Below are 23480 nucleotides of genomic sequence, written 5' to 3' on the forward strand. Positions count from 1 at the left end.
GCCGGGAAAGTCAAAACAGTATTACACCTCTTTTTAAAATGCAACTAAAAAATTGTATTCTCTTATTTTTCCTTTGGATTTCCACAGTTGCACTTGGACAACCAGATAAACTAAATTCAAATGCCCAGGTTAGCGTTATTACTTGCGGTCCGGGACAGGATTTATATGCTTCATTCGGACACAGCGCTTTTAGAATCCAGGATCCTGCACAGGGAATAGACCGGGTATACAACTATGGCACCTTTAATTTTAATGCTCCAAATTTCTATTACAACTTTGCAATAGGAAGACCAATATTCTCACTAAGTGTATCGAAATTCTCAGATTTTCTTTATTCCTATCAATTGGAAAACCGCTGGGTTAAAGAACAGCTTCTAGTGCTTAATGATGAAGAGAAGAATGCCTTGTTTACATTCTTAGAGCGCAACAAACGACCTGAAAACAGGGATTACAAATACGATTACCTGTATGACAACTGCTCTACTAAAATACCCGATGTATTAAAGGAAGTACTTGGCCAGCAATTAATTTTTGAGGACGGAGATCTGCTTACAAATAGTTCTTTCAGGGATCTGATTCGGGAAAATTTACAATCTAACTCCTGGTCTAGCTTTGGTATAGACCTGGCACTGGGAGCGGTTATCGACAGAAAAATTAAACGCCGTGAAGAGATGTTTATTCCCTTCAAGGTTCGCGATCAAATTGCGACGGCCCAACTCTCTAATAAACCTCTATTAAAGAGAGAAAGAACCATTTTGGAAGCGACCACCAAAAGAGGTGGATTTTATTTTACCACATCACCTTTATTTTGGTTTGCCCTCTTAATGGTATTTACTGTGGCCATTAGTTATATTGATATAACCAATAAGGTCAGAAGCAGATTGCTAGACTTCTTCCTTTTCTTTATTACCGGAATTACGGGTCTGCTCATATTCTTCCTATGGTTTTTAACAGATCACAGTGCTACTGCTGTCAATTTAAATATACTATGGGCATTTCCCTTAAATCTAGTCGGTTGCTTTTACCTTGTTAAAAAGTGCAATCAACTGCCGCTGTGGTTCGACAAATTTCTTCTTGGGCTCATAATATTATTGGTGTTGGCCCTACTGCTTTGGATAATTGGCGTACAAAGCTTCTCGCCCATAATTAGTATAATTATGACCACTTTAGCTATTAGGTACTTCTTTCTATACTACCATTTCAGAAAATTACAGCGCTCCTCCATATGAACCTGTTAACCGTAGAGCACATAGCGAAGTCTTATGGAGAATTGGTGCTGTTTTCAGACATTTCATTTGGAATAAACCAGGATCAGAAAATAGCACTTATCGCAAAAAACGGTAGCGGAAAAACCTCTATCCTTAATATCCTGTCTGGCAAAGACCAGCCAGATAAGGGTCAGGTGAATTCCAGAAAAGGAATAAGAATCTCAATTTTAGATCAGGAACCCCAGCTCAACCCTAACCTATCCGTTGAAGAAACCATTTTCACCTCAGATAATGAAGTTTTAAAAGTTATTGCCACTTATGAAAAGGCACTTCAAAATCCCGAGGAAGAAGAAGCATATCAAAAAGCATTTGAAGACATGGAGCGCTACGGGGCCTGGGATTTTGAAACCCAATACAAGCAAATCCTTTTCAAACTCAAACTAGACGATCTTAAGGCCAGGGTTGCCACGCTATCAGGTGGACAAAAGAAAAGACTAGCTTTGGCTAACGCTTTAATAAACAGGCCCGATCTTCTTATTCTGGATGAACCAACCAACCACCTCGATCTGGAAATGATAGAATGGTTAGAAGCGTATTTTAAAAAGGAAAATCTCACTTTGTTTATGGTAACCCATGACCGGTTTTTTCTGGAGCGGGTATGCAACGAAATAATTGAATTGGATAATGGTCAACTCTATTCCTATAAAGGCAATTACTCCTATTACCTGGAAAAGAAAGAAGCCAGACTGGAACGGGAAGCAGTAGAGCAGCATAAATCTAAAATCCTTTTTAAAAAAGAGCTCGATTGGATGCGAAGACAACCAAAAGCCCGAACCACTAAATCCAAGTCCAGAATAGACGATTTCCATCAAATTAAAGAAAGGGCACATCAGCGAAGAATTAGCCATGAAATTCAACTTGAATTAAACATGGAACGCCTGGGAAGTAAGATCCTGGAAATGCACAAGGTGGTAAAATCTTACCCTGGCAAAACCATATTGGACAAATTTGACTACAGTTTTGTAAAAGGAGAAAGAGTTGGCATTATTGGAAAAAATGGTACGGGTAAAACCACCTTTTTAAATATATTGACAGGGGTTCAAAAACCAGATGGTGGAAAGGTGGTAATAGGAGAAACAATTAAGTTTGGCTATTACAACCAGGCAGGCATTGTTATAAAAGAAGGACAAAAGGTGATTGAGGTCATAAGGGAATTTGGAGATTATATCCCCTTAAAAAAAGGCCGGCAAATCTCAGCACAGCAGTTGTTAGAAAGATTTCTTTTCGACAGAAAAAAACAATACGATTTTGTTGAAAAATTAAGTGGGGGTGAGCGCAAACGCCTTTATTTGTGCACAGTACTGATACAAAACCCTAATTTTCTTATCCTTGATGAACCTACTAACGATCTGGATATTGTTACCCTTAATGTCCTTGAAAGTTTTTTATTGGATTTCCCGGGCTGTTTAATTGTAGTGTCTCACGACCGCTATTTTATGGACAAGATTGTAGACCACCTATTGGTGTTTAGAGGCGAAGGTGTTATAGAGGATTTCCCTGGCAATTATTCGGATTACAGAGCATACGAAGACAGTGCGGAAATAGCCAAAAGGACAGAGCGACAGAAGGAGGTAAAAACCGATTTAAATAAGGGGAAATGGAGAGACAACTCCGGATCAAAAAAACTTTCTTATGCCGAACAAAAAGAATACGGTAAACTCGAAAAGAGTATTGAAAAATTAGAGGAAAAGAAGAAAATACTGGAGGGACGGTTTTCGGATGATGCACTAGATGGAGTGGAAATAGACGCACTTTCTATTGAACTCAGAGAACTGACAGATGAAATTTCTGCCAAGACGGATAGGTGGTTTGAACTCTCCGCAATCATCGAAGGGGAATAATACAATGCTTATAAGATGTTCTTTCGTCTAGCTTCAAAACTCAGGTTTTTATGGTGCTCCACTAATCAGCATGGGGTGCATTCTCCTTTTGTATTTAACTACCTTACACAAGGTATATATAAGAAACCAGCTGCAAAAAAGGAACATGAGGTCCTCTTAAAAAGCATTTCTTACTTTAACGTAAATACTTGTTATTTAGGAACAGAGCAGGCAAGCAAACTAGTCAGGGACCTATATCCCGATTTACGTCATGAAAATCCACCCTATGACCTTATTTATTTGAACATACAGCAGTGGCAGGAGTTTTATCAGCGCAATGCAGATAAAATTCATAACAATACCGCCATTATATTATATGGTATTTATCACAACCGGGAAACAAAAATAAAATGGGAAACATGGAGTGCGCAACCCCAATTTAATGTAAGTATAGACATGTTTCATTGCGGGGTCTTGTTCATAAGGGAAGAACAAAGGAAGCAACATTTTAAGGTTCGGATATAAAAACTTAAATTTAATATCACAATCTGATAAAAATGGATTACACCATCTATTACATATTGGGTGGCCTGGCCATAATTTATGTGCTCTTCTCCATGAAAAACCGGAGAAACGCCAAACGTCGAAAATCAAGAGGTTTTATGGAAGGTTACGAGCGTAAAGACAAGAAAGAAGATGATTAGTGATTGATTTTAAATTTACAATTCACCTTTTTACCAGATCAGCTATTCACTAAATCACTTTAAATGAAGATTTATACCAAAACAGGCGATTCAGGCACCACTTCACTATTTGGAGGTACCAGGGTACCAAAGCACCATATTAGAATAGAAAGTTATGGTACCATAGACGAACTTAATTCCTGGTTAGGGCTCTTAAAGGATCAGAAGATCAATGCAAATTCCAAAAAGATTTTGGAACAAACTCAGAAAAATCTCTTCACACTTGGAGCTATTCTTGCCACAGCACCTGAAAAAGCAGTATTAAAAAGTGGAAAAGAACGGCTAAACATACCCAGACTCAATATTTCAGATATTGAATTGTTAGAAACAGAAATGGATGCAATGAATGAAGAATTGCCTCCTATGACGCATTTTGTACTACCTGGTGGACACCAGGCCGTGTCATACTGTCATATTGCCAGAACAGTCTGTCGGAGGGCAGAACGGATGATTTCCTTACTCCATTTTAATGAACCTGTAGATCCAAGTGTTATGTCTTATGTAAACAGGCTTTCTGACTACTTATTTGTGTTATCAAGGAAATTATCTGCGGAATTAGGTGCTGAGGAACAGAAGTGGATTCCGGACAAAAAGGACTAATAAATCACTTAATTCTTCGTTATCAATTTATTAAATCCGTTTTTTTTGATGAAAAAAGTGAAATAAACATGATTTTTCTTGAAAATCTGGGTTTAAAAATTATTTTTGCAAAAAATTTAAATTCAAATTATTACAATGTATTGGACATTAGAATTGGCATCCTATTTAAGTGATGCCCCCTGGCCAGCAACTAAAGACGAACTAATAGATTACGCTATCAGAACAGGCGCTCCGTTAGAAGTGGTGGAAAACCTGCAATCTATGGAGGAAGAAGGTGGTGAAATTTATGAATCAATAGAGGAAATATGGCCAGATTATCCTACTGAAGAAGATTACCTCTGGAACGAGGATGAATATTAATAATCATAACTTATTTATAAAAAAGTCTCTTTGGAGGCTTTTTTTTTGAACTTATTTTTAATTTTTCTTTTACCTGGGGCAGGTTCTCTGTAATTTTGGCAGCACAGAAAGGAAATTAGCCCAAAAATGCAATCTGGAATACCTTTTGCTTTATAACGGGCATTGCACTAACCGGCATCACAAAAAATATTTCGGGAAACTACACATCAATACCATTGAATTTTCCTGAAAAACAACATACATATTATGAGTTTATTAAATTCGGTCATAAAGGCATTTGTCGGAGACAAATCAAAAAAAGATGTAAAGGAACTTCAGCCTTTAGTAGACCAGATAAAATCCTTTGAAGGGAATTTGGAAGCTTTAAGTCATGATGAGCTGCGCCAAAAGACCATTGATTTTAAAGCCAAAATTGCCGAGGACTGCGAAGATCTGAATAAACAAATTCAGGAATTACAGGAAGAGGTACAACAATCCACAGATATAGATCAGAATGAGGAGATTTATGCCAGTATAGACAAGCTGCAGGATGAGGTTTACGAGATTACGGAAAAGACATTAAACAATATACTGCCAGAGGCTTTTGCTGTGGTTAAAGAAACTGCCAAACGCTTTGTTAACAACGAAACGATAACTGTTACAGCTTCGGAAAATGATCGGCTGCTTTCAGGTTCTAAGGATTATGTGAATCTGCAGGGAGATAATGCTATATGGCAAAATTCATGGGATGCTGCAGGGAAACCAATTACCTGGGATATGGTACATTATGATGTACAGCTCATTGGAGGTATTGCACTGCATCAGGGAAAAATTGCAGAAATGCAGACCGGGGAAGGTAAGACCCTGGTAGCCACACTACCTATGTATTTGAATGCGCTGGCTGGCAAAGGGGCGCATTTGGTGACGGTAAACGACTATCTGGCCAAACGGGATAGTGCGTGGATGGCACCGATATTTGAATTCCATGGGATGACGGTAGACTGTATAGACAAACATCAGCCCAATTCTGAAGGAAGAAGAGCGGCCTATAATGCGGATATTACCTATGGAACCAATAACGAATTTGGTTTCGATTACCTCAGGGATAATATGGCGCATACTCCTGGTGATCTTGTTCAGCGCCCTCATCATTATGCCATTGTAGATGAGGTAGATTCTGTTCTGGTTGACGATGCCAGAACCCCTTTAATAATTTCAGGTCCTGTTCCTGAGGGCGACAGACACGAATTCAATGAACTAAAACCAAAAGTAGGTGAGATAGTTCAGAAGCAAAGGCAATTTCTGACCGGAGTATTGGCAGAAGCCAAAAAGTTAATTGCTGAAGGAGATACCAAAGAAGGTGGTTTTTTATTACTAAGGGTACACCGTGGCCTTCCGAAGAACAAAGCACTTATTAAATTCTTAAGTGAGGAAGGCATTAAACAACTCTTGCAAAAGACAGAGAACTTCTATATGCAGGACAATAATAGAGAAATGCCTAAGGTAGATGCTGATTTATTGTTTGTAATAGATGAAAAGAATAACCAGATAGAACTTACAGATAAGGGCATAGATCACCTTTCAGGGGATGGCGAGAAAGACTTCTTTGTTATGCCCGATATAGGAGGGGAAATTGCAAAAATTGAAAATCAGAACCTCGATATTGAAAAGGAAGCAGAACTCAAGGAAGATCTATTTAAGGATTTCACTATAAAAAGTGAACGGGTCCATACCATGAGCCAGCTATTAAAAGCATATACCCTTTTTGAAAAAGATGTAGAATATGTTGTAATGGATAATAAGGTCATGATCGTTGATGAACAAACTGGTCGGATCATGGACGGAAGGCGCTATTCTGATGGATTGCACCAGGCCATTGAAGCAAAGGAAAATGTGAAGATTGAAGCACTTACCCAGACCTTTGCGACGGTAACCCTTCAAAATTATTTCAGAATGTATAAAAAACTTGCCGGGATGACAGGTACTGCTGTTACCGAAGCAGGTGAATTCTGGGAAATATACAAGTTGGATGTTATGGAAATTCCAACCAACCGTCCTATTGCCAGAGATGACCGGAACGATTTGATATATAAAACCAAAAGAGAAAAATACAACGCCATCATAGACGAGGTAACTAAGTTGTCTGCTTCAGGAAGACCAGTTCTGATTGGAACTACTTCAGTGGAAATCTCGGAGTTATTATCGCGTATGTTGACCATTAGAAAAGTTCCTCATAATGTGCTGAATGCGAAATTACATAAGAAAGAGGCAGATATTGTAGCCGAAGCAGGTAATGCAGGAATAGTTACCATTGCCACCAATATGGCAGGTCGAGGTACAGATATTAAATTATCTAATGAGGTAAAAGATGCTGGCGGATTGGCCATTGTAGGTACAGAGCGCCATGATTCCAGAAGGGTAGACCGGCAGTTACGAGGTAGGTCTGGTAGGCAGGGAGACCCAGGAAGCTCGCAATTCTATGTCTCTTTGGAAGATAACCTGATGCGCTTATTTGGTTCGGATAGGGTAGCTAAAATGATGGACCGCATGGGCTTGGAAGAAGGTGAGGTTATTCAGCATTCCATGATGACAAAATCTATAGAGCGAGCTCAGAAAAAAGTAGAAGAGAACAACTTTGGGATTAGAAAACGACTCCTGGAATACGACGATGTAATGAATGCCCAAAGAGAAGTAGTCTATAAAAGAAGAAGGCACGCATTACAGGGAGAACGACTCAAAGTGGACATCGCCAACATGGTATATGATACCTGTGAGGTAATAGCCGATACTAATAAAGCCGCTAGCGATTATAAGAATTTTGAGTTTGAACTGATCAAATATTTCTCTATTACTTCTCCGGTTTCAGAAGAGGATTTTGGAAAATTAAGCTTCCAGGAAATTGCAAATATTATCTACAAGGAGGCTTATAAGCATTATGAAGACAAAATGCAGCGTAGTGCTGAAACTGCTTTCCCGGTGATTAAGAAAGTATATGAGGACAGTGCAAATAAATTTGAACGTATTGTAGTACCCTTTACCGATGGCATAAAATCGCTTAACGTTGTCACCAATTTAAAAGATGCCTATGACAGTGATGGGAAGCAATTGGTTACAGATTTTGAGAAAAATATCACCCTGGCCATAATAGATGATGCCTGGAAAACGCATCTTAGAAAAATGGACGAGTTAAAGCAATCTGTTCAATTGGCGGTTCATGAGCAAAAAGATCCACTGCTAATTTACAAGTTTGAGGCCTTTGAACTCTTTAAAAGCATGATAGACAGTGTTAATAAAGATGTGGTTTCCTTCTTGTTTAAAGGAGAATTGCCTTCGGCCAATACCAATGAAATACAAGAAGCAAGAAACGTCAGAAGACCAAAAGAGAAATTACAGACTACTAAAGAAGAAATCCCAAATAGTGATGAACTGGCTGCACAAAACAGAGCTGCGGGTCAGACACAGGGGGGCAGGCCACAGGTAACGGAAACCATAGTTCGTGAAAGACCCAAAATTGGCAGGAACGACAGGGTGACTATAAAGAATGTTATGTCTGGCGAAAGTAAAACTGTTAAATACAAACAGGCAGAGCCCCTTATAGATAAGGGAGAGTGGGTGTTAATTGAAGATTAGTATCATACAGGTTTTATATTTATAAGGCGATCCAATCGGATCGCCTTTTTTGTTTCCTCCTACCCCAATTTAAATTAGATGCTTCAAAACCATGTATGGAATAAGCAACTGGATTTACATCCAGCCTTAAAAATATTAATATCCAGATCATTAAGGCCTGATTGTTATATTGTCTAACCGGCCAAGGATAATAAGCTGCAGTGCTTGATAAAACCATAAAACATAAGTAGCTTTACATTATAGATTTACAGTCGTATTTAAAATTTACATTGTTCTTTAGCCGTAGGTCATAGCCTTACCAATTAAAAAAGTGCGTCATGAAAAATACATTTCCGGATCAGAACAGCTATAAAGACAAAACAAGATTAACTCTGAAGGTAAGTTATTTTGCATCCTTCTTTTCTCTTTTCCTGGGTTTTATTTGTCTCTTCTACCTCAATATAAAAGAGGTAGTTCCTCATATATTTTTCGCTTTTGGTAGTATTAATTTTCTGAATTCTGTGCTCTATCGCAGTCATAAGAACCTTACTATTACATATAATATCATATCCATACTGGGATTGTCCGCTGCAATTGGAATTACCATGTTTACAGGGGGTATCAACAGTCCGTTCATATTTGTACTGGCCATTGTTGTCTTCGCCGGTTATGTGACAACACGCAGATATGGTCAGATTTATTTTTATATCAGTATACTAATTGTAGTGCTTATTTACCTTCAGGGAATTACTTCCAATGCTATATCACAAAATGTAGTCCCCGAACAGTCGCAGGACCTGTTTAGTTTTTTAAGTGTAATTTTTTCGGTATACCTGCTAGGAGGGGTATTGGGGAAAAACCTCCTTAAAGCACATCAAAACCTCTATAAATCCAAGATGGAAGTGGAACAGCAAATTGCTGAAAAAGAAACCCTGCTTAAAGAAGTTCATCACAGAGTTAAGAATAATCTTCAAACCGTTTCCAGCCTCCTGAGCTTACAATCCAGGAGTATCGAAGATGAAAAAATGAAAAATTTAATCAAAAGCAGTCAGAACAGGGTTATCTCAATGGCGATGGTTCATGAAATGCTTTATATGCGAGATGATCTTTCGAAAATTGAATTTAAATCCTATGTTCAGGAATTAGGTGAATACCTCGTACGTTCGGTCAAAGGGGCCAATAACAACATAAAGTTAGACCTTAATATCCCGGATATTCAACTAGGGATAGATACCGCAATTCCCCTGGGGCTCCTTATTAACGAGACGGTGACCAACGCTCTTAAGTACGGAATCAAGGGAGACGATAAAGGTGAAATTCATATTGCCCTTAAACAGGATAAGGAAAATGCTTTTGAACTGGAAATTGGGGACGACGGTACGGGCTTCCCGGATGCAGTGAATTATAAAAGCACCAAGTCTCTTGGGTTAAAACTGATCCATAACCTCACAAGGCAACTCAAGGGTACAATCGAAAAAGACGATTCAAAAAAAGGCACCAATTATGTCGTGAAATTTAAGGAAGTAAGCGAACAGCAGTTCGATTCAGTAGCATAATTAAATATTTTCAGACACTGCTTGCTTCCCCTGGTCTGATCTTGCCACTGTTACTCATTTTATAATTATATTTAAGCAGACTAATTCCTTAAATACTAACAATGCAGAAAAGATTATTAGTGATGCTGCTCCTATGCAGTGCTATAGGCTATGGCCAGGATTACTTCCTTAAAAAATTCCATCCCTTTAATCAAAACATTCCGTCTCCCCAACAATACCTGGGTTATGGAATAGGAGAACATCATACAAGGCACGATTTAATAGTTGGTTACCTGGCAAAACTTGCGGAGCTTTCAGACAGGGCCGAGTTATTGCATTATGGGAACACACATGAAGGAAGAAAGCTGGTAATGCTCATGATCACCAGCAAGGAAAACAAAGACAATCTTGAAACCATAAAACAGCAACACCTTGCATTTGTAGATCCGGAAAAAAATGTCACTAATTTCGAGGACGTTCCAATTTTTATAAACCTTGCTTATAACGTCCATGGTAATGAGCCCTCGAGTTCTGAAGCAGCATTACTTGCTGCCTACACATTTGCCGCTTCCAATAGTGCTGAGATCCAAAAATATCTCAAAAATGCTGTGATTTTTATAGATCCTACAATAAATCCGGATGGAAGAGACCGGCATACACAATGGGCAAATATGTATCAGGGTAAACCAATGGTGGCAGATCCTCAGGATGCGGAACATAACGAGTATTGGCCGGGGGGGCGTACCAATCACTATTGGTTCGATCTCAACCGCGATTGGTTATTGGGCATAAACCCGGAGAGTCAGGGGAAACTTCGCTGGTACCATGAATGGTACCCCAATGTTGTAACGGATTTTCACGAGATGGGATCACAAAGTTCCTATTTCTTTGAACCCATGAAAGCCAATGGTTCTCTGAACCCGATCATGCCTAAAGAAAATTATGTGGATCTTAATAATATTTTTGGAAACTATTTTGCCAGGGCACTAGACAGCATAGGTTCCTTCTATTTTAGTAAAGAAGTTTTTGATGGCACCTATCCGGGCTACGGTTCCTCCTACCCCGATTTACAAGGGGGGTTAGGTTTGTTATTTGAGCAGGCCAGCTCTCGTGGACATAAACAAACTACAGCCTTTGGGGAGATCACTTTTCCATTTACTATCCGCAACCAATATACATCTAGTATTACCACTGTGAGGGCTGCAGTTGAGAATAAGGGCCATATGCGTAAATATCAACAAGATTTCTTTAAAAGCGCCTTAAGTAATGCTTCTAAAAGCAAGGTAAAGGCCTATAGGTTTGGTGATGCCCATGACCAGAACAGAACGAAAGCATTTATAGATAAACTTTTATTACACAAGATTGAAGTATATAAGGCGGGGGAGCATAGCTATACAGTACCTACCAGACAACCTCAGTATCGGATGGTGCAAACCATGTTTGAAACCTATACGAAATACAGAGACAGTGTTTATTACGATGCCTCTGCCTGGTCTGTTGCAAATTTCTATAATATGAAATACCGTCCGCTTAACTCAGCGGATCTGGGCGAAAGAATTACTTCTGGTGATGAGTTGATAAATATTGCAGCAGTTCAAAAATCGGATTATGCCTATCTTATAGATTGGGACGATTATAACGCCCCGGCGGCACTTCATTTTTTACAATCCAATGGCCTGGTGGTATCCTCTGCCTTCAAACCGTTTACGGCAAAAACCAATACTGGTAATGCAGCAATGAATTACGGTACTTTAATGGTTGCAGTGAGTCTGCAGAAACAAAGTGTTGATGAAGTATTTTCTTTGGTAAAACAAGCGCAGCAGAAATTTCAGCTACCGGTTTATTCTGTAGACACGGGCTATAATGCGGCAGGCGTGGACCTGGGAAGCAGGTATCTCAGCCCTTTGAAAAAACCTAAAGCTGTTATGTTGGTTGGTGACGGAGTAAGATCTTATGAAGCTGGTGAAGTATGGCATTTGCTAGACACCAGGGTACATATGCCCATAACCAAAATTCCACTTCGAAATTTTAATCGCGCAAAATTTGACAAGTACAATACTATGGTCATGGTTTCCGGAAGGTATTCGCTGACAGAGAAACAACAAACCAAAATAACGGATTGGGTCAAGAAAGGAAATACTTTAATTACCATAGGGACCGCCACCAAATGGGCAATTGATAAAAAACTGGTAAAAGAAAAGCTAACCAAGGTTGAAAAAGATTCAACTGAAGCTACAGATCATAAACCTTATGTTGATGCATCTGAAAATATTGGCAAAGAAAGTGTTGGCGGCATAATACTAAGGGCAGATATAGATATAACCCACCCACTGGCTTTTGGATACCGAGATGCGTCTATCCCGGTTTACAAAAATAACACCGTATGGATTCAACCCACTAAAAATGCTTATGCCACCGTAGCCCGGTACTCCAAAAACCCACTAATAGACGGTTTTATAACCAAAAAGAATATGGAAGAAAATCTAAAACCTTCCGCTTCATTGATTGTAAGTAAATTGGGTAGTGGTAGAGTAATACTGTTTGCAGACAACCCAAATTTCCGCGGGTCCTGGTATGGCACCAACAGGCTATTTCTGAATGCTTTGTTTTTAGGAGATAAAATCAGGGTTCCTGAATAACATATAACAGTAAGTAATAAGAGTTAAACCTTTAGTTTCAATTTATGAAAAAACCAATACTATTATTGTTTCTTGCTTCATTCCTTTTTGGAAATATTTCCGCACAAACTGAAGGAGATGGTCCCTACCATCAACTCATCATCCGCGGTGTTACCCTCATCAACGGCAATGGTGCACCTCCACAAGGGCCTGTAGATATCGTAGTGGAAAACAACATTATTAAAAAAATTCAGGTGGTTGGGTACCCCGGTGTAAAAATAGACGAGTCTAAAAGACCCAAATTAAAAGCAGGTGGCAAGGAATTGGATTGCAGCGGAATGTATCTGTTACCCGGGTTTGTTGATATGCACGGGCACATAGGCGGAACGTCTCAGGGGGCCGAACCAGATTATGTATTTAAGTTATGGATGGCCCACGGCATAACTACTGTCCGGGAACCTAGTGGCAGGGGTGTAGAATTTACCCTCGATTTAAAAAACCAAAGTGCCAGAAACGAAATTGTGGCACCCCGTATTTTTGCGTATACCGGATTTGGGCAAGGTGCCGATGCTACTATAAGTACTCCGGAAATGGCAAGAGCATGGGTACAAAACAACGCCAAAAAAGGAGCAGACGGAATTAAGTTTTTTGGGGCTCCTCCGGAAATTATGACTGCTGCCCTGGAAGAAAACAAGAAACTAGGCAAACGTTCTGCCTGCCATCATGCCCAGCTCAATGTGGCACGATGGAATGTTTTGCACTCGGCAAGAGCCGGACTCACCTCAATGGAACATTGGTACGGTTTACCAGAAGCACTGTTTGAGGATAAAACTGTACAAAATTACCCCCTGAATTACAACTATAACAACGAGCAACACCGCTTTGAAGAAGCCGGTAAATTATGGAAACAAGCTGCAAAACCTTATTCCGATCACTGGAATGCAGTAATGAATGAGCTTATTGAGCTCGACTTTACCATAGACCCGACGCTGAACATTTATGAGGCCAGCAGAGATCTGCAAAGGGCAAGAAGAGCAGAATGGCACGAGGAGTATACCATGCCCTCTCTTTGGGATTTTTATCAACCCAGTAAAATTTCTCATGGCTCATATTGGCATTATTGGGGTACGGAGCAGGAAGTAGCCTGGAAAGAAAACTACCAACTGTGGATGACCTTCATAAACGAATATAAAAATCGGGGCGGAAGAGTAACTGCAGGTTCAGATTCAGGTTTTATTTTTCAATTGTATGGATTTGCCTATGTCCGGGAGTTAGAGTTGCTGAGAGAAGCCGGTTTTCACCCCTTAGAGATTATTCGTTCGGCGACACTAAATGGGGCCGAAGCCCTGGGGATGGATGATAAAATAGGTACGGTAACTGTAGGTAAACTGGCAGATTTTGTTGTAGTAGCCCAAAATCCTTTAGAAAATCTAAAAGTACTCTATGGGACTGGAGCTATCAAACTGACAGCGGAAAATGAAGTAGTGCGTGTTGGAGGGGTAAAGTATACTATCAAGGACGGGATAATTTATGATGCTAAAGAAATGCTGAAAGACGTCAGGGAGATGGTTGCGGCAGAAAAGAAGCGTTTAAATTATACCATCAGACAACCCGGCATAAAACAATGAACAATTATCAATGAGCAATAAACAATTGATAAATGATAATTGCTAATAAAAAAAGCCTTCCTCACAAACGACTTAGCGAGGAAGGCCGGGTAACTATAAATTACCGTGGTTGAGCTTATTAATATTCCCGCTTTACGGGAACTTTGACGGGGCGTAAAATGCCCTTGGTTTTCGGAAATGTAAGCATATAGCTTAAAACTACTGTTGCCGAGATAATTAATGTAATTGTAATCATAGTCATTAGGTTTTATGACATCACAAAGGTAATGTCGTGTTCATTGGTGGCCTACTATGCCAATTTGGGGTTATTTTTTTTTGTATTGAAAGACAAGGCTTTCTTTACTCTATAATTTTTGAACCTGTATAGACGCGCAACAGTGTTTTCTTTTGCTGGCGCAATTTCGCTAGTAAAGACAGGAGCATTAATGCTACTATCCAAAACAATACCCATTTGAGAAACTTCAACTTTAACATCCGTAGTTGTATTTTGTGCTATAGCGGCAGCTCCGAAAAGTAGCACAAGAATTAAGGTTATTATAGCTTTCATGTTCCTGGATTGGGTTACACTAATTTAACGGCCATAGCAGTTTCCTGGAGCTCCTAAATCGCTGAAAGACAGGTTTTTTAGATCATTGAACAAAACTTGGATGAAGTGTAAAAAAGCTTCGGTAAACGGATTAGAATGCCGTTTCAACTTACCGTAAAATAATGCCTTTAATCGGGGGGAGCATTCGTGCTGGCTGCCCTGAAACAAAAAAAGCGGCCTGTATTTTTGTACAGACCGCTTTTACTATTTGGAATTTGTAGAATTATGAGATCATCGCTAAAGTTCCAGAATTTGTCTGATCATTTGATTTGTAAACCCCCATTCATTATCATACCAGGTCATCACCTTTAAAAGGTCGCCATCAACCACCCTTGTCATCCCAAGATCAACGGTAGAAGCATACGCACTTTTAACAATGTCTGATGAAACAATAGGTGCTGTGGTAGTAGCCAAGATATTTTGATAACGTGCAGTACCAGCCTCTTCTACAAAAATAGCATTAATCTCCTCTGCTGTTACAGGTCTTTCTGTAACAAAGGTCATATCGGAAAGTGAACCAACGGGAATGGGAACGCGAATTGCAACCCCATCAAATTTGCCAGCATATTCTGGCAATGCCTTGGTGGTGGCTACGGCCGCCCCGGTAGTGGTCGGTACCATATTGGCCGCTCCTGCCCTTCCCATTCTAAAATTCTTCTTCGAAGGCCCGTCTACCATACTTTGTGATGCGGTATACGCATGAACTGTCGTCATTATGGCCTTTTTAATGCCAATTCTACGGCCCAGCACTTCTACAACCGGACTTATATTATTCGTTGTACAACTGGCACATGAAAAGATACTGGTATGTCCGTCTTCAGAATTCACTCCATGGACCACAGTAGGAGTGTCTGCACTTTTTGTTGGAGCTGAAATGACTACCGTTGCTGCTCCGGCACGTATATGCTTTTCCGCATCTTCCCTGGCAGTAAAGAATCCAGTACTTTCAATCACCACTTCAATATCGTTTTGCTTCCAGGGTAATTGCTCCGGATCTCGCTCAGAAAAGTATTTAATTTTTTGCCCGTTTATAATTAAATGCTCCGCATCATGGGTAACCTCCTTTTCGTAGATCCCGTAGACCGAGTCGTACTGCAACAGGTAGGCAATATTTTCTATGGATACGATATCGTTAACAGCCACCAATTCTAATTCCGGGGAGTCTGTAATGACTTTTAATGCCGCTCTCCCAATGCGACCCATGCCATTTATTGCTATTTTTTTCATTTGTACATTTTTAATGATTTTTTTGTCTACTGTATTAATTTATAAAAGTCTTCTTCAAATTTTTTATAGGTCGCTTCAAATCTATTGTTACTAAGTATTACCAAAAATTCATTGCTGTCAGGTAAATATAGCATCATGGTCTTATAACCAGACCAGCTACCATTATGATAAACCCATCTGCCCTTTCCTGAACTGTTGTATATGGCCCAACCATAACCATACTTCGTGGAGATCTCATCGACAGACATCATAATTTCTTTACTTCCATCTTTAATAAGCAAATTATACTTTATAGCTTTTTTCCATTTTTCGAGATCGAGAATAGAGGAGTATATTCCTCTATCACCTACTACTCCATTCATCCAATGAATATGCTTATGATTCTTGTCATTTTCTATCTCTTGATATTTTCCAGTTTGCTGATTATATGTGTAACCCCGGGCAACATTCTGAAATAACTCCGTTTGGTCAAAATCATCAAAGACTCTTGAAGAACTCATTCCTGAGGGCTTAAATATGTTCTCCGTAATATAACTTTTATATGATTGTCCAGAGACATTCTCAATTATTGAAGCCAGAACTGCATAGCCCGTATTATTATATTCATATTTAGTACCTGGTTGAAACCTGAGATCTAATTTGAGTTTACCTAACAAGCTGATCACATCGCTATTTGTCGCAACATTCTTTCTATTCCAGTGTTTCCTGTCATAGAGTATTTTCTGGTAATCAGGAAGCCCGGATTGGTGCCTAAGTAAATTTGCTATGGTGATATTATAGTACGGGAAATTGCTAAGGATCTTGTCAACATAGGTATCATATCCTATAAGGTTCTTTTCAACCAATTGCACTATACCCAAAGCAGTAAACTGTTTTGAACAGGAAGCCAACTCAAATACCGTGGAGTTATCGAGTGGTTTTTGTGATGAAAAATTGCTATACCCATAATTCCCAGTATAAATAATGCTGTCATTTTTAGAGTAAAGTATGTTTCCATTAAACCCTCTGGAAGCGTACTCTCTTACCAAACTATCAATACTTTCAGAATTTTGTCCATGACTCTTTAGTATTATTAAAATTGCCATCAAAAGTATTCCGAGAGTCCGGTATTCTAGAATAAAGTGGTGTTTCTTAGTGCTGATCATTAGAACTTGATATTATTTGACTTAAGGATGGTTTCTAATTGGATAATTCTCTCCTTAGAAGCGGCCAAAATTGGCTCTAGTTGCTCTTTGGTAAAACGAGGTGCTATATGCTGGGGACAATTTACATCCCATGCAGTGACTGTAAATACAATTGCTCTCTCTACCTTTGCCCTATAACCGGGATCTGAAAGAGACTCCAGCAGCTCTTCATCATCATCAACTACAACTGCTGTGCCCCATATTTTTATCCTTGTTCTGTTAGGATAATCCATTAGAAAAAGAGTCGCCTTATTATTTTCACTCAGGTTACCGACAGAGATATATTGGCGGTTACCCCTAAAGTCTGCAAACGCTAATCTTTTTTCATCCAGGACTTTTAAAAATCCTTTAGGGCCTCCCCGGTGTTGTATATAAGGTTGGCCCTCATTATTTGCCGTGCCCATATAAAAAGAATCTATTTTGGCAAGGAATTGCTGGAGGCCAGTATCTATTTGAGTTTGCCATCCCCCTCGTTCTTCCATGCTTGCATAGCTTTTCCGAGATCCTTGTTGCTGCTGAATTTTCTTTACCGCAGGGGTAAAAACCACATCACTGGGATAAAGAGATTGATTGTTTTCCATAATTAAATTCTTCGGGCTTATTATTTTCTATAGGATGCTGACCGAGAATCCGGTAAAGGGTATCTGCCGATTAGCCTTGCCAGATAGAATGGAAAATACATCAGATGATATCTTATGTTCGTCTTGTTTTTCATAATGAGCTGTTTTATGTCTGTTAATGATTACTTTATTTATTCGGGTAAAAGAAGTTCTGATCTTCTTTTACCCGAATAATTTGCTACTATTTCAATGCAAATTTTAAATCGTACTGCACCAGAACAATCAGGGGCAGTGCATAGACCAGATGCCTTACCAATGTAATGAGCGGCATAACCGGGGAAGCATCAATACCGGCTACTCCAGCTCCCAACAGGGGTAACATAAAGAGCCAGACCAGGGCTATAGTTTCGGCTACTACAAAGAGTAAGGGCCTGAACCATTTTGGTCCCCATAAAGAAGGTGCGATACCGGCAAAAAGAACGGCCAGTAATACGCCATTTGTGTAGTGTCCGGCTACGCCGTAAGCCAATCCAAGCCCGGTTTTAGCTCCCAGGACTGTTGGAATATCCCACCAGGTTCCTAAAATAAGCAGGCCAGTGAGGTCAAATAAGACGGTTCCAATAAGTCCTGCCAAAATTGCATTTTTCCAGTTAATTGTTTCCATAATTCTCAGGTCTATGCAAATCTAATTTGCGTTAATACTGTATGTCTTCTGCTGCGTCTCCAAAAGCTGTGTCTGCTACCTCTGGTATCCCTCAGGTTTTCTTTACCGTTTTCAGTTACTTTTATTTTCATGATTTCTATTTTTAATTGTTCACTTATAATTATTAATTGATATTATTCTTCTCTAAAAAGTTGAGGATGTAATCCGCTATTTCATCGCCTTTTTCCTCCAGGGCAAAATGTCCTGTATCCAGCATATGGAATTCCAGATTCTTCAGATCTCTTTTGTAAGGATAAGCTCCATCCGCGGGGAAGATATAATCGTTCTTACCCCAGACGATCAATGCAGGTGGCTGATAGGTCCTGAAATAGTCTTGCCATTCCGGATACAAGGGCACATTGGTTCTGTAATCATAGAATAGTGCCAGTTGAATATCGTTGTTCTCTGTCCGGCTAAGGTGCATGAGGTCTATATTCCAATTATCCGGGCTAATTCTTGTACTGTCTTTGGTGCCATGGGTATACTGCCATTTAAGACCAGCGGGGCTATGAAATCCTTCCAATGCCTTGCCGTTTTCTACAGTATAGTCTCCCCAATATTTTTTGATAGGGATCCAAAAATCTTTTAGTCCTTCTGCATAGGCATTACCGTTCTGTATAATTAGTGCTTCTATGCTTTCCGGATTGGCCGCCGCAATCCTAAAGCCAACAGGTGCGCCGTAGTCCATTAAATAAATGCTGAACTTATCTACTTGCTTCACTTGCAGAAATCCTTCGATAATTTTGGCAAACTTTTCAAAACTGTACTCAAAGTCATTCATCGCCGGCTGATCACTACGTCCAAAACCGGGATAATCCGGAGCAAGCACATGGTAACGAACAGACAAGTCTGTTATTAAATTGCGAAACATATGGGAAGAAGTTGGGTAGCCGTGTAATAATAATATCGTCGGTCTGTTTACATCTCCTGCTTCCCTGTAAAAAATGTTTATTCCGTCTACCTCAACTGTTTTGTGGAGGGTAGGTTGTGGTTTTTCTGTTTTTACTGAATCTTCCAAAATTACTGTTGGTTCGGCAAAAGAAAAACTTCCAAAAATGATGACCGTTGCCAGGAAGGTCATACTTAATACTGATCTAATTGTTGTTGCTTTCATGATTTTAATTGTTTTAAAGGTTGTTAATTTTAAATGTGAAATGAAATGTGATTATTACTCTTTATTTTGTTCCCCGCTAGTGCTTCACCAAGGGTATTTTTAATTGTTAAAATTTTCTTTCCTCCGGACGTATCATTACATCATTGGCGCTCATATCTCTTACCCTCATTAGTCCATCGGCATCAAATTCCCAATGCTCATTGCCATGTGTGCGATACCACTTACCGCTCACTGCATGTTGCCATTCGTATTCGAAGCGGACAGAAATGCGGTTCTCAGTAAAGGCCCAGAGGTATTTCCTTAGTTTATAGTTTAGTTCTTTCTGCCATTTATCGGACAGAAATTCTACGATAGCCTCTCGACCACTAAAAAACAGTTCCCGGTTGCGCCATTGAGAGTCAACTGTATATGCTTTCGACACTTGTTGAGGGTCTTTACTGTTCCAGGCATTTTCAGCCGCCTGCACCTTTGCGGCAGCTGTTTCGGCATTAAAAGGGGGTACTATGGTTTTTGAACTCTTCATAATATAAATTATTTAATTAACATACAGACAAGTCTGTTCATTTGTCGTAAATCTTTTCGTTTGCTTACTTTTCATGCTATCCCTTAAGCCAACAGTTTTTTACAGGCACTTTTAGCTTTTAGGATCGGCCAGCTCTCCTTGTTGATCTGGGAGAGGATAATAGCCCCTTCTAAAAGCACATGGATCTCATCTCCCAAATTGGCCGCCTCTTCGTCCGAATAGGCCTCAGAAAGTACTCCATGTATCCATTCTCTCACCAGGCTTTTATGCAAAATGGCCTGATCCTTAATTTTACTGTGGTCTTCTGGCAGATCAGTAACTATATTCTGCCATCCGCATCCACGAAAGTTAACTTCATTGAGCCAATGCTCAAGAAAATCAAAACTGCCAAGTATCTTGGATTTGGGATCGGTATGTTCGGCCACATAGGAAGCAAGATTCCCCATCCAAACTCCATGGCGTCTTTGCAGATAGGCTACTGCGATATCCTCCTTAGACCTGAAATGTACATACATACTAGCCTTGGCAACATTGGCCTCCGCTATTATCTGGTTAATCCCTGTCTGGTTATAACCGTTATGATAGAACAAGTCTGAAGCTGTTGCTATGATACGATCTTTAACTCCTGCTTTTTTCATGATGCAAACATAAATCAAATTAATTATAAACAGACAGGTCTGTATGTATTTAACATAATTTTAACAATTTAGGCTCTTTTATCTTATTCATTGGCAACTGAAATTATACGCTCCTGAAACCTAAGATCGCTCTCAAGAATATCGTAAAAGCCAAGAAGGTACTCTTTGGCGGCACCATACTCTTTTCTACTCCTGAACAAGCGGCGGTGGCGGCGCACTTCTTCTAGTATCCGGTCTTTTTTTGCTATAAATTCCTGGCGCACCTGGTCTAACAGTTCTGGTGGTGCCTCTATTCCTTTGTACTTTCTTTCGATACTATTACTGATATCTAAACCAAGTTGTATTGTGTCTGCTACTACACTATACTGCGGGTTAACCAGACCACTCATGTCAAAATCATAAGGTACGGCTATCATATTTTTGCTGACAATCATTAATTTCTGATTGTGCTCATAGGTGTTGGAGTAGTCCGTATTGCCAATCATGAATTGAAAAAAGTTATTGCGGACTGCCGTCAGAGCATCCCGGGCAAGACCGTTGGGATGATCGTCTATAACCAGACCGTGATGTCTCTTCGCCACCTTTTTTATATCTTCTACCAGAATGCCCAGCAAATCATGCTCTATAATCTCGTCCCCATTAATCTCTGAGAACTTAATATCTACTAGTCGCGTTTTAAAATGAAAAGGTGTGACAATCTCATACATTTTGTACGCCAGATACTCCCTGAGCAGCTTATCATTCATGTACCGATAATTTAAACACGGTAAAACCAGTTTTAATTTTTTGTTTCCCTCAAACAAAGTACCCTCGGCATCCGCTTTATCAATTCTCAGCTTTATAGGGGAGAAATAGCAATTATCAAGGCGGAATTTTCCACGTGCTCTCATACGGACATCCATTTTGCTCCATATATCATCTTTCCCGACATAAGAAATTGCCGTTTTTAAATATGTGCTGTCGTTTGTTTCTAGTCTTATCCTTTGATTGGAATAGCGAAGACGTAATGGCAATATTTCATTACTGTCAAAAAGACCGGATGTTTCCCGTGGAGTATTCCGTTTACTAACCCCCTGCCCGTTACAGAAGGGAATTGCTCCCATAAAGAAGAAGAAAAGAAGTATTGCTGCGACTTTCTTCTTTATTTCCAAAATGGAGTCAAACTTCATTGTGCAAAGTTAAGCCTTGGACATTTGGCATACAATATTGCTTAGATCAAAACTAATAAAATATTGATTATCAAATATTTGTATTGCACCTCTGTTCTTCTCTAACTATGGTACATGGGCTAGTAACTTTAAATCAGCTGTGATTCCTAAATGTTAAGGATTAATAAATCCAAATTGCTTACTATAGAAATTTTAGTACATTGGAAAAGGTTAAAAACCTGATAGCTAAATTCAATTTAAATGGTTTTACAAACTCGTTTGTTCCTGGCTTTATTCTGGGCCACTGCAATACTATGCGCCCAGACCCCAAAGCAGTCTTACCTGGATTGGACATCCCTGCCATTTTCCATAGAAGAATTGTCGAAAAGACGCCTTGCCCTGGTTAAAAATTTACAGGACCGGGGAATAACCGGATCGGTCCTTATTCCTTCACGTGATGGATTCTCTACCAATGAAACCTTTAGGCAGCTCGACGATTTCTACTATTTCACTGGCCTGGAGCTCCCAAACAGCATTTTGGTGTTGGATATCACCTCTAACTGGTGGGCGGTTTATGGACCGGAGGAAGATTTTAGATTTGAAAATAAAGCAAGACCCAATGATTTCCCTGGAAGAGCTCTGATTAATGATCCAGGTATTGAAACGGTATCTGGTCTCTCGCTTCGTGCCATTGAAGAATTCTCAGTATTAATGGATCAATACGCCTCGAACGGGACAACAGTAATTGTCAATGGCGGCAATACTAAAGAACTGGCATCTTGGCCACAAGACTATTTTAGTACTCCTACTCCGATACAAATATTGCTGCGGTCATTAGAGGAAAAACATCCCGGACTAAGCTATAGAAATTGCTTTAGCGAAGTTGCAAGCATCAGAATGATAAAATCGGAGGCAGAGATTGCGTTAATGCGCAAAAGTACGGCCATTAATATAGCGGGAATAAAAAAAGCTGCAAATGCCGTTAGGGCAGGTATTGATGAACGTTACCTGGAAGGAGTTCTGGAAGGAAGTTACAAGAAAAATGGTGCACAGCGCCTGGCATTCGGTTCTATTATTAAATCCGGACCCAACTCACTTTGGCCCTGGCGTATATTGGCTACCCACTATAATAGGCGAAACAGAAACCTGGAAAATGGGGATCTTGTGATAATGGATGTAGGGTGCGAGTATAATAATTATGTTAGTGATGTGGGCAGAACTTTCCCTGTTTCTGGTAAATTTACTGAGATGCAAAGCGAATTATTGAACATGCAGGTTGAAATATCCGACGCCATAATAGCCTACATTAAACCAGGTGTTACATTTTCTGATCTCCGCAAATTGACAGATGAAATCATCCCTGAAGAAGCAAAACCATATATGCAGGCAAATTTATTCTTTGGTCACCACCTGGGACTATCCGTTGGTGATCCCAGTCTGGACGAAGCCACTTTGGAGGCAGGAATGATCTTCACCGTGGAACCTTGGTATTACAATCATGAAGATGAGATAGCGGTATTTACGGAAGATGTTGTTTTAGTTACCGAAGACGGTTGTGAGGTTCTGAGTAAGGACCTTCCAAGAACACCTGAAGACCTGGAAAGGTTAATGCATACCAATAATGACTATTAAACCCG

General features: G+C 39.7%; 20 protein-coding genes. 11 read left to right on the forward strand and 9 right to left on the reverse strand.

The features are described from left to right. Positions 1-38 precede the first annotated feature (38 nt). From J1G40_RS06535 to J1G40_RS06580, 10 genes are all read left to right on the forward strand, one after another. The gene (locus tag J1G40_RS06535; RefSeq protein WP_265241804.1) at positions 39-1229 is read left to right on the forward strand and encodes a DUF4105 domain-containing protein; all 1191 of its coding nucleotides are present in this window, start codon (positions 39-41) and stop codon (positions 1227-1229) included. Further along, positions 1226-3109, forward strand: a complete 1884-nt coding sequence (locus J1G40_RS06540) for an ABC-F family ATP-binding cassette domain-containing protein (protein ID WP_265241805.1) — start codon at positions 1226-1228, stop codon at positions 3107-3109. The genes J1G40_RS06535 and J1G40_RS06540 overlap by 4 nt, the downstream gene beginning before the upstream one ends. A gap of 15 nt (positions 3110-3124) precedes the next feature. Then, entirely contained in the window at positions 3125-3613 is a 489-nt protein-coding gene (locus J1G40_RS06545) for a hypothetical protein (protein WP_265241806.1), read from the forward strand. 32 nt (positions 3614-3645) lie between these two features. After that, a complete protein-coding gene (locus J1G40_RS06550) occupies positions 3646-3792 on the forward strand; it encodes a hypothetical protein (protein WP_265241807.1) in 147 nt (48 codons plus the stop codon). A 63-nt stretch (positions 3793-3855) separates the two neighbouring features. Further along, complete coding sequence (locus J1G40_RS06555; RefSeq protein WP_265241808.1) at positions 3856-4431, forward strand: cob(I)yrinic acid a,c-diamide adenosyltransferase; 576 nt, start codon at positions 3856-3858, stop codon at positions 4429-4431. 135 nt (positions 4432-4566) lie between these two features. Continuing rightward, complete coding sequence (locus J1G40_RS06560; protein ID WP_013551418.1) at positions 4567-4791, forward strand: DUF2795 domain-containing protein; 225 nt, start codon at positions 4567-4569, stop codon at positions 4789-4791. A gap of 246 nt (positions 4792-5037) precedes the next feature. Then, a complete protein-coding gene (gene secA / locus J1G40_RS06565) occupies positions 5038-8400 on the forward strand; it encodes a preprotein translocase subunit SecA (protein ID WP_265241809.1) in 3363 nt (1120 codons plus the stop codon). 317 nt (positions 8401-8717) lie between these two features. Continuing rightward, on the forward strand, positions 8718-9935 hold the full coding sequence (locus J1G40_RS06570; RefSeq protein WP_265241810.1) for a sensor histidine kinase: 1218 nt from the start codon (positions 8718-8720) through the stop codon (positions 9933-9935). A gap of 101 nt (positions 9936-10036) precedes the next feature. Then, positions 10037-12553 carry a M14 metallopeptidase family protein gene (locus J1G40_RS06575; RefSeq protein WP_265241811.1) on the forward strand — a complete coding sequence of 839 codons (2517 nt, stop codon included), beginning with the start codon at positions 10037-10039 and terminating at the stop codon, positions 12551-12553. A gap of 44 nt (positions 12554-12597) precedes the next feature. Continuing rightward, positions 12598-14160, forward strand: coding sequence for an amidohydrolase family protein (locus J1G40_RS06580; protein WP_265241812.1), 1563 nt, complete (start codon positions 12598-12600; stop codon positions 14158-14160). Between the two features lie 289 nt (positions 14161-14449). On the opposite strand, the gene J1G40_RS06585 is transcribed toward J1G40_RS06580, so the two are convergent. The 9 genes from J1G40_RS06585 to J1G40_RS06625 all read right to left on the reverse strand — a co-directional run bounded on the left by J1G40_RS06585 (position 14450) and on the right by J1G40_RS06625 (position 21864). Beyond that, on the reverse strand, positions 14450-14707 hold the full coding sequence (locus J1G40_RS06585) for a hypothetical protein (protein WP_265241813.1): 258 nt from the start codon (positions 14705-14707) through the stop codon (positions 14450-14452). A gap of 276 nt (positions 14708-14983) precedes the next feature. Beyond that, positions 14984-15973 (reverse strand): type I glyceraldehyde-3-phosphate dehydrogenase, encoded by a 990-nt coding sequence (gene gap / locus J1G40_RS06590; protein WP_265241814.1) that lies wholly within the window; start codon positions 15971-15973, stop codon positions 14984-14986. A 26-nt stretch (positions 15974-15999) separates the two neighbouring features. Continuing rightward, positions 16000-17058 carry a serine hydrolase domain-containing protein gene (locus tag J1G40_RS06595; RefSeq protein WP_265241815.1) on the reverse strand — a complete coding sequence of 353 codons (1059 nt, stop codon included), beginning with the start codon at positions 17056-17058 and terminating at the stop codon, positions 16000-16002. A 59-nt stretch (positions 17059-17117) separates the two neighbouring features. Continuing rightward, positions 17118-17738 (reverse strand): pyridoxamine 5'-phosphate oxidase family protein, encoded by a 621-nt coding sequence (locus J1G40_RS06600; protein WP_265241816.1) that lies wholly within the window; start codon positions 17736-17738, stop codon positions 17118-17120. Positions 17739-17958: 220 nt separating this feature from the next. Then, on the reverse strand, positions 17959-18381 hold the full coding sequence (locus J1G40_RS06605; protein ID WP_265241817.1) for a hypothetical protein: 423 nt from the start codon (positions 18379-18381) through the stop codon (positions 17959-17961). Positions 18382-18544: 163 nt separating this feature from the next. Continuing rightward, positions 18545-19534, reverse strand: a complete 990-nt coding sequence (locus tag J1G40_RS06610; RefSeq protein WP_265241818.1) for an alpha/beta fold hydrolase — start codon at positions 19532-19534, stop codon at positions 18545-18547. Between the two features lie 106 nt (positions 19535-19640). Further along, on the reverse strand, positions 19641-20057 hold the full coding sequence (locus tag J1G40_RS06615) for a nuclear transport factor 2 family protein (RefSeq protein ID WP_265241819.1): 417 nt from the start codon (positions 20055-20057) through the stop codon (positions 19641-19643). Positions 20058-20140: 83 nt separating this feature from the next. Beyond that, positions 20141-20695 carry a TetR/AcrR family transcriptional regulator gene (locus J1G40_RS06620; protein WP_265241820.1) on the reverse strand — a complete coding sequence of 185 codons (555 nt, stop codon included), beginning with the start codon at positions 20693-20695 and terminating at the stop codon, positions 20141-20143. 83 nt (positions 20696-20778) lie between these two features. Next, positions 20779-21864: a CotH kinase family protein gene (locus tag J1G40_RS06625; RefSeq protein ID WP_265241821.1), complete on the reverse strand. Its 1086-nt coding sequence runs from the start codon at positions 21862-21864 to the stop codon at positions 20779-20781. Between the two features lie 240 nt (positions 21865-22104). Here J1G40_RS06625 and J1G40_RS06630 point away from each other — a divergent pair, with 240 nt between their 5' ends. Beyond that, positions 22105-23475: a M24 family metallopeptidase gene (locus J1G40_RS06630; protein WP_265241822.1), complete on the forward strand. Its 1371-nt coding sequence runs from the start codon at positions 22105-22107 to the stop codon at positions 23473-23475. Positions 23476-23480: the final 5 nt, after the last annotated feature.

The organism is Muriicola sp. Z0-33 (genome assembly GCF_026126425.1).
Taxonomy (GTDB): domain Bacteria; phylum Bacteroidota; class Bacteroidia; order Flavobacteriales; family Flavobacteriaceae; genus JAFMPW01.